Here is a 13,515-nt window from a genome sequence, read left to right as displayed (position 1 = left end):
AGTCCGTGAGGGGAAACATGAGGATCGTCGTCGCCAACGTCAACACGACCGAGGCGGTCACCGAGGCAATCCGGCAGCAGGCCGTGAAAGTCGCCTCCGACACCACCGAGATCGTCGCGGTGACGCCGGATTTCGGGGCCGGCTCGGTGGAGGGCAACTTCGAGAGCTACCTGGCGGCGGTGGCGGTGATGGACCGCGTCAGCCGGCTCGAAGAACCCTTCGACGCGGTGGTGCTGGCGGGCTTCGGCGAGCACGGCAAGGAAGGGCTCGCGGAGCTGTTCGACGTGCCGGTCGTCGACATCACCGAGGCCGCCGCGCACACGGCGTGCCTGATCGGCCGCCGCTACGCGGTAGTCACCTCGCTGCGCCGCACGCTCGGCCAGATCCACGACCGCCTCCAGCTGATCGGCCTGACGGGCCGGTGCGCGGCGCTGCGCGCCGCCGAGATCCCGGTGCTGGAGCTGGAGGCCGACGAGGACCGGGCCGCCACGCGCATCGTCGAGGAGGCGCGGCTGGCCGTGGAGGACGACGGCGCCGACGTGATCCTGCTCGGCTGCGCCGGAATGGCGGGCCTCGCGGAGCGGGTCGAGGCGGAGGTCGGCGTCCCGGTCGTCGACGGGGTCGCCGCGGCGGTGAGCCTGGCGGAGGCCCTGGTGAACCAGAACCTCACCACTTCCAAGCGCGCCTACCCCACGCCGCAGCCCAAGCCCCTCAAGGGTTGGCCGCTGGGGTGAGCGCCCGGCTGTCCACCGCGCCCCGGGATCACGGCGCGCGGTGGACGGCCAGCTCGACTCCGTCGGCCAACCGGTAGGGCCTGGTCTCCACGAGGGTTCCGTGCAGGCGGCGCAGCCGCGACACCTCCGCGCGGACGGTGACGAGGTGCTCGGAGTCGCCGAACAGGGCCCGGCTGAGCGCCTGCGCGGTGAGGCCGGCGGGGCCGGCGGAGTGCAGGAGCGCGAAGATCTCGGCGTGCCGCCTGGTCAGCGGGCGGCGCCATTCGGCGTCGCCGGAGCGCAGGCGCAGCATCGGCGAGCCGGACAGGTCGAGGTCGAGCAGCACCGCCCGCCCGCGATTCGACGGCCGGATCAGCCAGCCGTCCGCCAGCCGCTCGGGCAGGCAGGCACCGACGCCGGGAACCGCGATGACCTGCCCGGCGGCCGGTGCGGCGATCCGGTCCCCCACCGCGATGCCCGAGCTGTGCGCGACCCAGCCGTCGTCATCGACCAGCAGGGCCGGCCCGGCAGCCGCGGCCAGCAGCGGCTCGGCCGACCGCCGCAGCCGTTCCAGGCCCTGCCGATGGCCGCGCCAGAGCTGGGACTCGGCGAGCCGCCGCGCCGTCTCAACCAGGGCGCCGATCGCCGGGTGCAGCGTCAGGGCGGGCCCGCTGACGTCGACGACGCCCAGCAGCGAACCGGTGCGCGGGTCGTGGATCGGCGCGGCGGTGCAGTACCACGGATGCTGGCCCTGCTCGAAGTGCTCGCCCGCCAGCAGCTCGACCGGCGCGGCCTCGGCCAGCGCGGTGCCGATCGCGTTGGTGCCCACGTTCGCCTCGGTCCACTCGGCGCCCGGGCGGAAACCGAGGTCCTCGGCCCGGCGACGGACCTGCGACGCGCCCTCCTGCCAGAGGATGACGCCATCGGCGTCGGTGACCACCAGCAGCAACGGCGAGGCGTCGGACACCGCCCCGATCACCTGCCTGAGTTCGGCGATGACGTTCCGCAGCGGCGAATCATGCCGCCGCCGCGCGAGTTCCTCCTCGGCGAGGGCGGCGCGGACGTTGTGCCCATCGGCGGTGAGGCCGAGCCCGAGCACGCGCGACCAGGAACGGGAGACGAGAGCACGGGGCCGCAGTTGCGGCCGGCTTCCGGAGATGACGGCGTCGTGCATCCGCACCAGGTCGCGGGCGTAGTCGGGCAGGTGCCGACCCGGCGGGACAGCGTGCGGAACGCTCACCGGACCACCTCCCGCGCCATCGCTCTCGCGGCGATGATATGTGGCACCGGTCACCGCACGCGATAGCCGGGGCCGAATGCAATTCGCTGCAACCCTTGCCGACCACTCCGAACCAGGGGTGTGATCTGCGTTACTCGACAACTGGGATGACAGGGAGTTGCGATGACGCAGACGATCGACCCGGTGGCACGGCCCGGCTCCCCGCAGGAGCGCGTCGATGCCTGGCTGAATCGTTTCGAGTCCGCGCTCGCGGCCGGCGACGCCCGGCAGGCCGCCGAGATGTTCGCCGCCGACAGCTACTGGCGGGACCTGGTGTCGTTGACCTGGAACATCAAGACCGTCGAGGGGCGCGAGGGCATCGCGCACATGCTGGAGTCCTGCCTGGCCCACACCGCCCCCGCCGGCTTCCGCACCACGGAGGCCCCGGTCGAGTCGGCGGGCGTCATCGAGGCGTGGATCGAGTTCGAGACGGCCGGCGGCCGCGGGAAGGGCCATCTCCGGCTGACCGACGAGGGCGGCTGGACGCTGCTCACCAGCCTGCGCGAGCTCAAGGGATTCGAGGAACCGCAACGCGAACGACGCCCGAAGGGCGCCCACCACGGGACGATCAGGGGACGTCGTTCCTGGGCCGAAGAACGCGACCGCGAGACGACCGAGCTCGGGCACGAGCAGCAGCCCTACGTCGTCGTCATCGGCGGCGGGCAGGGCGGCATCGCGCTTGGCGCGCGGCTCCGCCAGCTCGGCGTGCCCGCCCTCGTCCTCGAACGCAACGCCCGCGCCGGGGATTCGTGGCGCAAGCGCTACAAGAGCCTGTGCCTGCACGACCCGGTCTGGTACGACCACCTGCCATACCTGCCCTTCCCCGACAACTGGCCGGTCTTCGCGCCCAAGGACAAGATCGCCGACTGGCTGGAGATGTACACGCAGGTGATGGAGGTCCCGTACTGGACGGGTTCCGAGGTCACCTCCGCCAGCTGGGACGACGCCACCGAGCAGTGGACGGTCGTGGTCGACCGCGACGGCGAGGCGATCACCCTCACGCCCCGGCAGCTCGTCTTCGCCACCGGCATGTCCGGCAAGCCGAACATCCCGTCGTTCCCGGGGATGGAGCTCTTCCAGGGCGATCAGCACCATTCCTCGCAGCACCCCGGCCCCGACTCCTACGCGGGCAAGCGGGCGGTCGTGATCGGCTCCAACAACTCCGCCCACGACATCTGCGCCGCGCTGTGGGAGCACGGCGCCGCGGTCACCATGGTGCAGCGCTCCTCCACGCACATCGTCAGGTCCGAATCGCTGATGGACATCGCCATGGGCGACCTCTACTCCGAGCGCGCCGTGAGCTCCGGGATGACCACCGACAAGGCCGACATGGTCTTCGCGTCGCTGCCGTACCGGATCATGCACGAGTTCCAGATCCCGGTGTACAAGCAGATCCGGGAGCGCGACGCGGACTTCTACGACCGGCTGGAGAAGGCCGGATTCCTGCTCGACTGGGGCGACGACGAATCCGGGCTGTTCATGAAGTACCTCCGCCGCGGCTCCGGCTACTACATCGACGTCGGCGCCTCCGAACTGGTCGCCGACGGCGAGATCGCCCTCGCCCACGGCAAGGTCGACCACCTCACCGCCGACGGCGTCGTGCTCGCCGACGGCACCGAGCTGCCGGCCGACGTGGTCGTCTACGCGACCGGGTACGGCTCGATGAACGGCTGGGTGGCGGACCTGGCCGGCCAGGAGATGGCGGACAAGGTCGGCAAGTGCTGGGGCCTGGGTTCGGGCACGACGAAGGACCCCGGGCCGTGGGAGGGCGAGCAGCGCAACATGTGGAAACCCACGCAGCAGCCGGGCCTGTGGTTCCACGGCGGGAACCTGCACCAGTCCCGGCACTACTCCCTCTACCTCGCCCTGCAGCTCAAGGCCAGGTACGAGGGCATCCCGACGCCGGTCTACGGCCTGCAGGAGGTGCACCACCTGTCTTGACCGGCCTCGCGCCTGTTTCCGCTGGTCACTCCTGCCGTGAGTACTTTGTGCCGCTAGAGCAGCACAAAGTGCTCACGGACCTGCCGGGACACCGCTCCGCAGGAAGGACCTCGGCTAGGCACGTTCGGCTTCGTACTTCCTGGCCATGTGGGCCACCGCATCGTGCTGGGCCTGAGCATGCCCTTCCCGCGTCGCGCTCGCCCGCGCCTTGGCGTCCAATGTGGACTGGCGCTGCCCCTGGAAGGCCGGCACCACGTGCTGGGCGATCAGTTCGTAGGAGCGCTTCGTCGCCGCCGGGTTCGCCCACTCGTGCGCCATCAGCAGCATCGCGCCGAACCCGCCGGACTGGGCCACCAGCCGCTGCACCTGCTCCGCCGCGTCCTCCGGGGTGCCGATCACGCCGACGCCCGAATCGCGGATGAACGCGATCATCTCCCCCACATCGCCGCCCGACACGTGCATCTGCGGGAAGGCCGCGATCTTCTGGAAGTACTCGAACCAGTCCTCGATCCCGTGCTCGACGTCGCGGTACGCCTGCTCCCGCGTCTCGGCGACGTGCATCAGGCCGACCAGCCGCCACGCCTCGCGATCCACCTCGGTGCCGAAGGCCTCGGCGCGCTCGGTCACGATGCCCCAGTGGTGGCCCAGGGCGTCGAAGCTCTCGGCGGTGAGCGTCGCGCCGATCGACAGCAGCCCGATGCCGTGCCGCCCGGCCAGCCGGGGACCGGTCGGAGACGCCACCGCGGCCACCGCCACGTCGAACAGCGGGTCCGAGTAGGGCCGCAGCTGCAGGCGCGCGTCGACGAGGTTGTGCGTCCGGGTCTGCGCGGTGACCGCTTCGCCGCGCAGCAGGCGCAGCACGATGTCGAGGTTCTCGTCGAGCAGCTCGCGGGTCTCGGTCGGGTTGAGGCCGATCATCGCCGAATCCGTGGGCAGCGAGCCGGGCCCGACGCCGAGCATGACCCGGCCGCGCGTGAGGTGGTCCAGCAGCACCATCCGGTCCGCCACCCACAGCGGGTTGTGGTACGCCAGCGAGATCACGCCGGTGCCGAGCCTGATGTGCCGCGTCCGTTCGGCCGCCGTGGCGATGAAGATCTCCGGCGAGGCGATCAGCTCGCTGCCCGCCGAGTGGTGTTCGCCGATCCACGCCTCGTCGTAGCCGAGCGCGTCGAGGTGCCGGATGAGTTCGAGGTCGCGGTGCAGTGCCAGGGTGGGGTTCTGGCCCGCGGTGTGGAAGGGGGCCAGGAAAACGCCGAAACGCAGCTTGCTCACGCCTACCTCCTGGGTAGCCCGGGATGCCTTCCCCAGTGCACTAAAGTCGCCTGCGGTCTGCAATCGCCCGACCGGACCGGCCGGAATAGCCTGCGCCTATCGGTTCGTTAGGCGTGCCGTACTTGTCGTACCCACCGGTCGGTGATTCATTCGGTGCACAACGCCGGTTTTCCGCTGTCCGCCGGTCCGAAGTGGACGACAAGGAGCTCGAGAGTGCCCGCAGCCGACCGGCCCGCCGCCGGTACCCCGTTCCCCGTCCGGCTGGCCGAACTCGCCGCCGCCGAACCCGACCGCGCCGCGCTGACCTGCGAGGACACCACGCTCACCCGGGCCGAGCTGGAATCCGAGTCGAACCGGCTGGCCCGCGACCTGCTGGCGCGCGGGGTGCGGCAGGGCGACTTCGTCAGCATCGTGCTGCCCAACGGGGTGCCGTTCGTGCTCGCCGAGATCGCGGCCTGGAAGGTCGGCGCGGTGCCCCAGCCGCTGAGCCCCAAGCTCCCGGCCGGCGAACTGGCGGAGATCATCGCGCTGACCGAGCCGGCGCTGGTGATCGGCGACGTCGAACCCGCGCTGACCGGCGGGCGCCCGGTGCTGCCCGCGCGGTTCCGCTCCGCCCAGCAGGACGACGGACCGCTGCCGGTGGCGGTCTCCCCCGCGTGGAAGGCGCCGACCTCCGGCGGCAGCACCGGGCGGCCCAAGGTGATCGTCGCGGGGCGGCCCGCGCTGGTGGAGGACGTGGAACCGTCCGCGGACAGCTTCGGCATCGAACCCGGCGGAGTCGCGCTGGTGCCGTCCCCGGTGTCGCACAACGCGCCGAACATGTCGGTGGCCATGGGGCTGCTGCGCGGCAACCACGTGATCCTGATGCGCCGCTTCGACGCCGCCGAGACGCTGCGGCTGATCGGCGAGCACAAGGTGACCTGGCTGTACGTGGTGTCGACGATCCTGGCCCGGATCTCGAAGCTGCCCGCGGAGGTGCGCGACGCCGCCGACATGTCGAGCCTGCGCGCCGTCTTCCACACGGCGGCGCCGGTGCCGGTGTGGCTGAAGCGGCAGTGGATCGACTGGGTCGGGCCGATCCTGCGCGAGCTGTACGCGGGCACCGAGGCGCAGGCAGCCACGTTCATCACCAGCGAGGAATGGCTGGCGCACCCTGGCTCGGTGGGCCGGGTGCTGCGCGGCGAGATGGAGGTGCGCGACGCCGAAGGCCGGGTCCTGCCGCCGGGCCGGGAGGGCAAGGTGTGGATGCGCACGGCGGCGGAGGTCGATCCGACGTACCGGCTGCTGGGCGGCCGGGCGCAGGTCGACGGGGAAGGCTGGGAATCCCTCGGCGACATCGGCTGGTTCGACGAGGACGGGTACCTCTACCTCGGCGACCGGGAGACGGACATGATCCTGGTGGGCGGCGCGAACGTGTACCCGGCGGAGCTGGAAGCGGCGCTGGCGCTGCACGACGCGGTGGTGGACAGCTGCGTGATCGGCCTGCCCGACGACGATCTCGGCAACGTCCCGCACGCGATCGTCCACCCGCGCCGCCCGGTGACCGAGGAGTCGCTGCTGGAACACCTCCGCACCCGGGTCGCGCCCTACCGCCTGCCCCGGAGCTTCGAGTTCGTCGCGGACCCGCTGCGGGACGAGGCGGGCAAGATCCGCCGCTCCCGCCTCCGGGCCGAACGCCTCCCGTGATCGCCCGCCCCTCCGGACATCGCCACCCAACGCACAGATAGGTGTGGACAACTTCCCGCAATTTCAATGGAAATTGCGGACCACCGGCGCGTCGCCCCACGACACACCGACACCTGTGGACAACTCCCGCAATTTCAATGGAAATTGGAGGTTTGATTTCCATTGAAATTGCGGAGGGACGAGGTCAGGTGAGGTTGGCTAGGCGGGTCAGGGCCTTGTTGCAGTCTTCGATGATCTCCCGGGTGATGTCCGCCGCCGGCCGGAGTTCCCGGAACGTGCCGACGACTTGGCCGATGAAGAACGACGCCAGGGCCTTCGCTCCGTCGTTGCCCGCCTCGGCCGCCTGGTTGATGCGCCGCCACGCCTCGTCGACCAGCATCGGTTGCAGCGGCATCGGCAGCGGCGACGGGCTGCCCGGGTTCGCCCACTCCTCGTGCCACGCGCTGCGCAGCTGGCGGGCCGGTTTCCCGGTCCGGGTCGGCGAGCGCAGCGTGTCGCCGCTGGTCGCGGCCAGGAACTTGGCCTTCACCGCGGGCGAGGTGATGTCCTCGTGGCTGGACAGCCACACCGAGCCGCACCACACGCCGGCCGCGCCCAGCGCCAGCGACGCCGCCATCTGCCGCCCGGTGGCGATGCCGCCCGCCGCCAGCACCGGCACGTCGCCCGCGAGGTCCACGACCTCCGGCACCAGCACCATGGTCGCGATGGTCCCGGTGTGCCCGCCGGCCTCGGTGCCCTGCGCGACGAGCAGGTCGACGCCCATGTCCAGCTGTCGCTGCGCGTGCTTCGGCGAGCCGACCAGCGCCACGATCGGCACCCCGTCGGCCTTGCCGCGCTCCAGCATCGCCGGTGGCGGGGTGCCGAGCGCGTTCGCGACCAGGGCGACCCGGTGCGAGAAGGCGACGTCGAGCAGCGGCTGCACGATCTCCGGGCCGACGCTGGCGGCGAATCGATCGCCCGCCGATGCCGTGTCGGCCAGCGGGATGTCGTACTTCGCCAGCAGCGAGTCGACGAAGTCGTAGTGCTCCTGCGGGATCTGGGCGCGCAGGCTGGCCAGGTAGTCCGCCGGGTCTCCGGTGGCCGTCCTGGCGGGCACCAGCACGTCGACGCCGTAGGGGCGGCCGTCCACTTGCTCCTCGATCCAGGTGAGCTGCGCGTCGAGCTCTTCCGGGGTGTAGCCGGTCGCGGCGAGCACGCCGATGCCGCCGGCGTTGGTCACGGCCGCGACCACACCGGGTGACCGGTTGAATCCCACCAGTGGATTTTCGATGCCCAGCAGTTCGGTCAACGCGGTGCGCATGCGCGCTCCTTCCCATCGCCGGGGCGACATTGCGCCGGACAGCCGCATGATGCCTACTGCGGCCGCCGAGCACCAGAACGCATTTCGCCGACGGTGCCGCAATCCCCCACCCAGGTCTATCCACAATGGACGAAATCGTGGGCGAAACATCCCGAATCGAGCTGAATCGACACCGGCAGCGCCTTGCGGCACGAGGTGAACACGAGTTTACTTGCGTGGTGAACACAAGTTCACGCCGATAGCGAGGAGCCCGATGAGCCTGGCCACGCCCACCGCACGACGCAGTTCGAGGCTCGTCATCGGAGTCCTCGCCTCGTGCGGTATCGCGGTGTCGTTGATGCAGACCCTGGTCGTACCGCTGCTCCCGGAATTCCCCAGGCTCCTCGACACGTCGCGGTCCAACGCGGGCTGGCTGGTCACCGCGCCGCTGGTGGCGGGCGCGGTGTGCGCGCCCGTCCTCGGCCGGCTCGGCGACATGTACGGCAAGCGCCGGATGCTGCTGATCTCGCTGGCCACGATGGCGGTGGGCAGCGCGATCGGCGCGGTCAGCGACGACTTCACCGCCGTGCTCGTCGGGCGGGTGCTGCAGGGCGCGGCGGTCGGCGTGGTGCCGCTGGGGATCAGCATCATGCGCGACGAGTTACCGGAGGACCGGGTCGGCTCCGGGGTGGCGTTCATGAGCGCGACGCTGGGCATCGGCGGCGCCGTGGGGCTGCCGGTGACCGGCGTGGTCGCCGAGAACCTCAACTGGCACTGGCTGTTCGCGGGCGCGGCCGTGTTCGCGATCGCCGAGATCGCGCTGATCCTCTGGATCGTTCCGGAGTCACCGCTGCGCACCGGCGGCCGGTTCGACTTCCTCGGCGCGGTGGGGCTGTCAGCGGCGCTGACGTGCCTGCTGCTGGCGATCTCCAAGGGCAACGAATGGGGCTGGACCAGCGGGGTCGTCGTCGGCCTGCTCGTCGCGGCGGCGGTGTCGTTCCTGGTGTGGGGCGTGTACGAACTGCGCGTCGATTCACCGCTGGTGGACCTGCGGGTGTCGGCCCGGCCCGCGGTGCTGCTGACCAACATCGCCTCGGTGCTGGTCGGCATGGCGATGTTCGCCGGGTTCCTGGTGGGCTCGCAGATCCTGCAGGCCCCGGAGGACACCGGCTACGGCTTCGGCATGTCGCTGGTGCTGACCGGCCTGGTGCTGCTGCCCATCGGCGCCGCGATGGGCGTGTTCTCGCCGGTGTCCGCTCGGATCTCCCGGCGGCGCGGCCCGCGCACCACGCTGATCCTGGGCGGCACGGTGCTGATGGTGGGCAACCTCGCGGGGTCCTTCCTGCACTCGCCGCTGCCGCTGGTGGTGTTCAACCTGACCGTGGGCGCGATCGGCGGCGCGTTGTCCTACGGCGCCCTGCCCACGTTGATCATGCAGGCGGTCCCGCAGACCGAAACGGCCGCCGCGAACAGTCTGAACAGCCTGGCCCGTTCGATCGGCACGTCCAGTTGCAGCGCCATCGTCGTCGCGCTGACGACCGGGTCGGTGGTGCAGATCGCCGGCGTGACCTACCCGTCGACGCTCTCGTACTCGTGGGTGTTCCTGGTGGCGGGCGCGGCGGCGCTGCTGGCCGCGCTGATCGCCGCAGCGACGCCGGGAACCCGCCGGTACACGCCTGTTACCGCGCAGGTGGCGACCGCGGCGGGGCGGTCGCGCTAGCCTGAACGGCATGTCCAGCACGGCTCCGGCCCCAGCGGTCGGCGAGGACCAGCGGCGCGACGCGTACGCCACCCGTGAAGCGATCCTCAAGGCGGCGCGGCGCCGCTTCTCGTCGTGCGGCTACGCCGACGTGACGCTGCGCGACATCGCGGCGGATGCCGAGGTCAGCGCGGCGCTGGTGATGAAGTACTTCGGAAGCAAGGAAAGCCTGTTCGCGGAGGCCTCGGGCTTCGAGCAGGACGCGGAGCGGCTGCTCGACTGCGAGCTCCCCCGGCTCGGCGAGCACCTGGTCCGGACGCTGCTGGACTACCACGACCGTACGCAGGGCGATCCGCTGGTGCGGGCGGTCTTCACGTCGTCGCGACCGGCCGGGGCCCAGTTCCGCGCGAACTTCGAACGCCAGCTGGTGAGCCGGCTGGCCAAGCGTCTGACCGGCCCGAAGGCCCGCCTCCGGGCGGAGCTGGTCTGCAGCCACCTGATGGGCCTGGGCGCGGCCCGGCTGGTCCTGAAGACCAAGGCGATCAGCGCCGAACCGAAGGAAGACCTGATCGCGATCACGGCGCCGCTGCTGCAGAACTGGATCGACGGCCCCCTCTAGCGCACCGCTTTCGGTCGTCAGCCGGCCGCTTCGACGTACGCCGCCAGGTTGGCGAGCGAGGAGGCGATCCCCTCCTCGTGGGCCGCTTGATCGATACCGGGCGGCACGTCCGCGGCGGTGACGGTCACCTCGGTCCCGTCGCCGGCGGCGGCGAGGTGCCAGGTCATCGTCAAGGTGCCCGCGAGCGACGGATCCTCGGCCTCGAACACCGCCCGCTGCACCACGCGCTCGTTCGGCACCAAGTCGGCGAACCCGACGTCGACGACGTCCGTCGCATCCGAGGTCTTGCCGGGGCTACCCTCGGGATCGAGGTAGGTGAGGATCATCCGGAACCCGCCACCGGGCCTGGGATCCCACCGCTCGATCCGGCCGCGCATGCCGTCCGGCGGCAGCCAGGTCTCGAGGGACTCCCGGTCGAGGAGAGCGCCGTAAACGGTCGCCGGTGACGCCGCGATCACCCGGCTGGCGTGGTCAGTCCTTCCCATTCGCCGATTCTAGGCGATTTCATTGATCTTCCCGCCGGTTTCCTCCGCACACGCCGGTACGGCTGGATTTCCGCTAGCCGCGAGGAAACCGCGGCCCTCCCTCATTCGCGAGCCCGGCTCAGCAGTGGCGCGAGGATTTCGCGCAGTTGGGCCGGGTTTTGGTGGTGCAGTGCTCTCATGCCCAGACCCCGGGCCGCTTCGACGTTCTGGAGGGTGTCGTCGACGAACAGGCAGCGGGCTTCCGGGACACCTGCTCGGGTCGCCGCGAACCGGAAGATGCCCGGGTCCGGTTTGGCGATTCCCACCCGGGCGCTGTTGACCACTTCGTCCAGGAGATCCGCTATCCCGAGCCGGGCCAGGTCCGATTCCAGCCTGGTGGTCGCGTTCGACACCAGGACCACCGGGACGTGTTCCCGCGCCGCCGCGAGCAGTTCCGCGACTTCTTCGACGACTTCGCCCGCGTGGGCGGCCCACTCGGCGACGAGCGCACGCGCCGCCTCCGGGCTTCCGCAGGCTTCGGCGAGGTCGGCGGCGATCGCCGCGCGCCATTGCTCGTCCGTCCGGGCACCGGTGATCGCGGGGTTCAGCCGGTCCGGCGCGAACGCCGTCTTCGCCAGCGTCCCCCGCGGCAGGCCGTTCGCGCGGTCCAGCCCGGACATGATTTCCGGGTCCCACCACCGAATGACTCCGTCGAGGTCGCAGAGGATCGCATCGAACTCCTTCTCGGGCATGGAGCCATGGTGCCACCAGCGGACAGTCCACGGCGGCCGCACCGGTTCGGCCGGAGTGCTCGGTCCACCAACAGCCCGTGCGAGCCCGGAATTCGACGCACTGTCGTCTTCGGACAGACCTCCCTCCTGGATCGATCGCGGTGCGCTCGTCCCGGATTCCCTGCTATGCACGGACTTTCGGCCGCACGCAGGTTAGCCCGTTCAGTCGTTGGATTTCAACGTTTGATTGCGCAAACTTCGTCAACAGGTAACCCCTGATCAAGGAGGCGAAATGACGAGCTACGTCCGGCACATCGCGGCACGACTGGTCGGCAAGACCCGGATGGGCGGCTTCTACACCTACTGGATCATCGCCAACTAACACCGCGGCGGGGTGGCGGCCGCTCCTCGCCTCCACCCCGCATTCCGGAGGGAAACCGTTGACCAGCACCAGAACCAGCACGGCTCGGCCGCCCGGCCCGAAGGGTCGCCTACTGGTCGGGAACACGCTCGACTACGACCGCGACCGGATGGCGTTCCTCCGCCGCTGCCACCAGGAATACGGCGACGTCTTCTCCTTCGACGACCGCACGATCGTGGTGCTCGCGCCGGATCTGGTGCACGACATGCTCGCCCGGACCAACGAGGACTTCCACAGCGAGAGCACGCCGATCGCGACGCGGATCGATCCGGAGCGCGCGGCGACGGACGCGCAGGTGTGGATGACCGCCAGGCGGAAGGGCTGGCACGGGCTCAGCCGCGCGGTCTCCCACGCCCATTCCGCCCGGCTGCACCCGCTGTTCCAGCGGACGCTCGACGAGACTGGTGGCCGCCAGGTCGAAGTCCTCCACGTGATGGAGCAGTTCGCCGGCCGCGCCACGGCGGACTTCTGCCTGGGCGCCGATTCCGGCGGCGTGCCGGAGGTCCTCACCGAGAACGTCAAGGCGATCGAGCCGCTCGGCGGCAGCTCGCAGCTGTTCCCGGCCTGGTGGCCGTCCAAGCGCATCCGGCGCTTCCTCAAGGCGCGGGAGAGCACGCTGGTCGTCATCACCGAGAAGATCCGGAAGCGCCAGGCGAGTTCGCCGGCACGGCCCGAGCAGCCGCAGGACCTGCTCGACGTGCTGCTCGCCGCGCGAGATCCCGAGCTCAGCGAGCTCCAGGTCCAGCGGTTGCTCCGCGGCATCATGCTGGCCGCGTACGGGGTGCCGGCTTCGGCGCTGACGTGGCTGGTGCGGGTGCTGGCGACCGAACCCGAACTGCGGCGCCGGGTGTCCGAGGAGGCCGAGTCGTGGCCGCACGAGGAGGCACCGCCGCTCTCCGCCTTGCCGCAGACCGAGGCGGTGATCAAGGAAGTCCTGCGGCTGTGGCCGCCCACCTGGCTGATCGGGCGGACCGCCCGGCGGGAGACCGCGCTCGGCGAGTGGCGGCTGCGGCCGAACGACCAGGTGATGTTCAGCCCGTACCTGATCCACCGGGACCCGCGCTGGTGGTCCGATCCGGACCAGCTGGTGCCGGAGCGGTGGCTCGACGCGCAGGCGTCCCCGCACCGCCACACCTACATCCCGTTCGGCGCCGGACCCCGCGTCTGCGTCGGCACCCAGCTCGGCATGATCCAGATGGCGCTGGCGGCCTTCTGGCTGGTGCGCGAGTACGAGGTGACCACAGAGGAAAGTTCCTGCCCGCCGAGGTTCCAGGAACTCCTGCAGCCACAGGGATTCACCGCTCGTTTCACCCCGCGCCGGGCCGATTCCGGGCCGTCGTGAGCGAAAATCCGCTTCACAGCGGCAGCCCGGCCGCCAAGTGAGCCAGGCATCGGTCGGACGTCAACGCAG

General features: G+C 70.8%; 11 protein-coding genes. 6 read left to right on the top strand and 5 right to left on the bottom strand.

Features of this window, described 5'->3' with window-relative positions:
* Positions 1 to 17: 17 nt before the first annotated feature.
* Positions 18 to 734 (top strand): aspartate/glutamate racemase family protein, encoded by a 717-nt coding sequence (locus E1288_RS15835; protein ID WP_132485747.1) that lies wholly within the window; start codon positions 18 to 20, stop codon positions 732 to 734.
* Between the two features lie 28 nt (positions 735 to 762).
* Here E1288_RS15835 and E1288_RS15830 read toward each other — a convergent pair whose 3' ends face one another.
* Positions 763 to 1,953 carry a sigma-54-dependent transcriptional regulator family protein gene (locus E1288_RS15830; protein WP_132485745.1) on the bottom strand — a complete coding sequence of 397 codons (1,191 nt, stop codon included), beginning with the start codon at positions 1,951 to 1,953 and terminating at the stop codon, positions 763 to 765.
* A gap of 162 nt (positions 1,954 to 2,115) precedes the next feature.
* On the opposite strand from E1288_RS15830, the gene E1288_RS15825 reads away from it, so the two are divergent.
* The gene (locus E1288_RS15825; RefSeq protein ID WP_132485743.1) at positions 2,116 to 3,933 is read left to right on the top strand and encodes an NAD(P)-binding domain-containing protein; all 1,818 of its coding nucleotides are present in this window, start codon (positions 2,116 to 2,118) and stop codon (positions 3,931 to 3,933) included.
* Positions 3,934 to 4,047: 114 nt separating this feature from the next.
* Here E1288_RS15825 and E1288_RS15820 read toward each other — a convergent pair whose 3' ends face one another.
* On the bottom strand, positions 4,048 to 5,205 hold the full coding sequence (locus E1288_RS15820; protein ID WP_132485741.1) for an LLM class flavin-dependent oxidoreductase: 1,158 nt from the start codon (positions 5,203 to 5,205) through the stop codon (positions 4,048 to 4,050).
* 213 nt (positions 5,206 to 5,418) lie between these two features.
* Between E1288_RS15820 and E1288_RS15815 the strand changes: the two genes are divergently transcribed.
* Positions 5,419 to 6,891: an AMP-binding protein gene (locus tag E1288_RS15815; protein ID WP_235883579.1), complete on the top strand. Its 1,473-nt coding sequence runs from the start codon at positions 5,419 to 5,421 to the stop codon at positions 6,889 to 6,891.
* Positions 6,892 to 7,075: 184 nt separating this feature from the next.
* Here the strand turns inward: E1288_RS15815 and E1288_RS15810 are convergent, their stop codons facing one another.
* A complete protein-coding gene (locus E1288_RS15810; RefSeq protein ID WP_132485739.1) occupies positions 7,076 to 8,191 on the bottom strand; it encodes an NAD(P)H-dependent flavin oxidoreductase in 1,116 nt (371 codons plus the stop codon).
* A 253-nt stretch (positions 8,192 to 8,444) separates the two neighbouring features.
* Between E1288_RS15810 and E1288_RS15805 the strand changes: the two genes are divergently transcribed.
* Both E1288_RS15805 and E1288_RS15800 read left to right on the top strand, forming a co-directional pair.
* Positions 8,445 to 9,890, top strand: coding sequence for an MFS transporter (locus E1288_RS15805; protein ID WP_132485737.1), 1,446 nt, complete (start codon positions 8,445 to 8,447; stop codon positions 9,888 to 9,890).
* A 10-nt stretch (positions 9,891 to 9,900) separates the two neighbouring features.
* Positions 9,901 to 10,488 (top strand): TetR/AcrR family transcriptional regulator, encoded by a 588-nt coding sequence (locus E1288_RS15800; protein WP_132485735.1) that lies wholly within the window; start codon positions 9,901 to 9,903, stop codon positions 10,486 to 10,488.
* Between the two features lie 17 nt (positions 10,489 to 10,505).
* Here the strand turns inward: E1288_RS15800 and E1288_RS15795 are convergent, their stop codons facing one another.
* On the bottom strand, positions 10,506 to 10,973 hold the full coding sequence (locus E1288_RS15795; RefSeq protein WP_132485733.1) for an SRPBCC family protein: 468 nt from the start codon (positions 10,971 to 10,973) through the stop codon (positions 10,506 to 10,508).
* 101 nt (positions 10,974 to 11,074) lie between these two features.
* Entirely contained in the window at positions 11,075 to 11,704 is a 630-nt protein-coding gene (locus E1288_RS15790) for an HAD family hydrolase (RefSeq protein ID WP_132485731.1), read from the bottom strand.
* Between the two features lie 419 nt (positions 11,705 to 12,123).
* Here E1288_RS15790 and E1288_RS15785 point away from each other — a divergent pair, with 419 nt between their 5' ends.
* Positions 12,124 to 13,446: a cytochrome P450 gene (locus E1288_RS15785; RefSeq protein ID WP_132485729.1), complete on the top strand. Its 1,323-nt coding sequence runs from the start codon at positions 12,124 to 12,126 to the stop codon at positions 13,444 to 13,446.
* The last annotated feature ends 69 nt before the right edge of the window (positions 13,447 to 13,515 follow it).

Origin of the sequence: Saccharopolyspora elongata (assembly GCF_004348985.1) — a bacterium.
GTDB classification, from domain to species: domain Bacteria; phylum Actinomycetota; class Actinomycetes; order Mycobacteriales; family Pseudonocardiaceae; genus Saccharopolyspora; species Saccharopolyspora elongata.
Note: the sequence above shows the minus strand (reverse complement) of the source record. Positions and strands in the feature narration are given on the sequence as shown.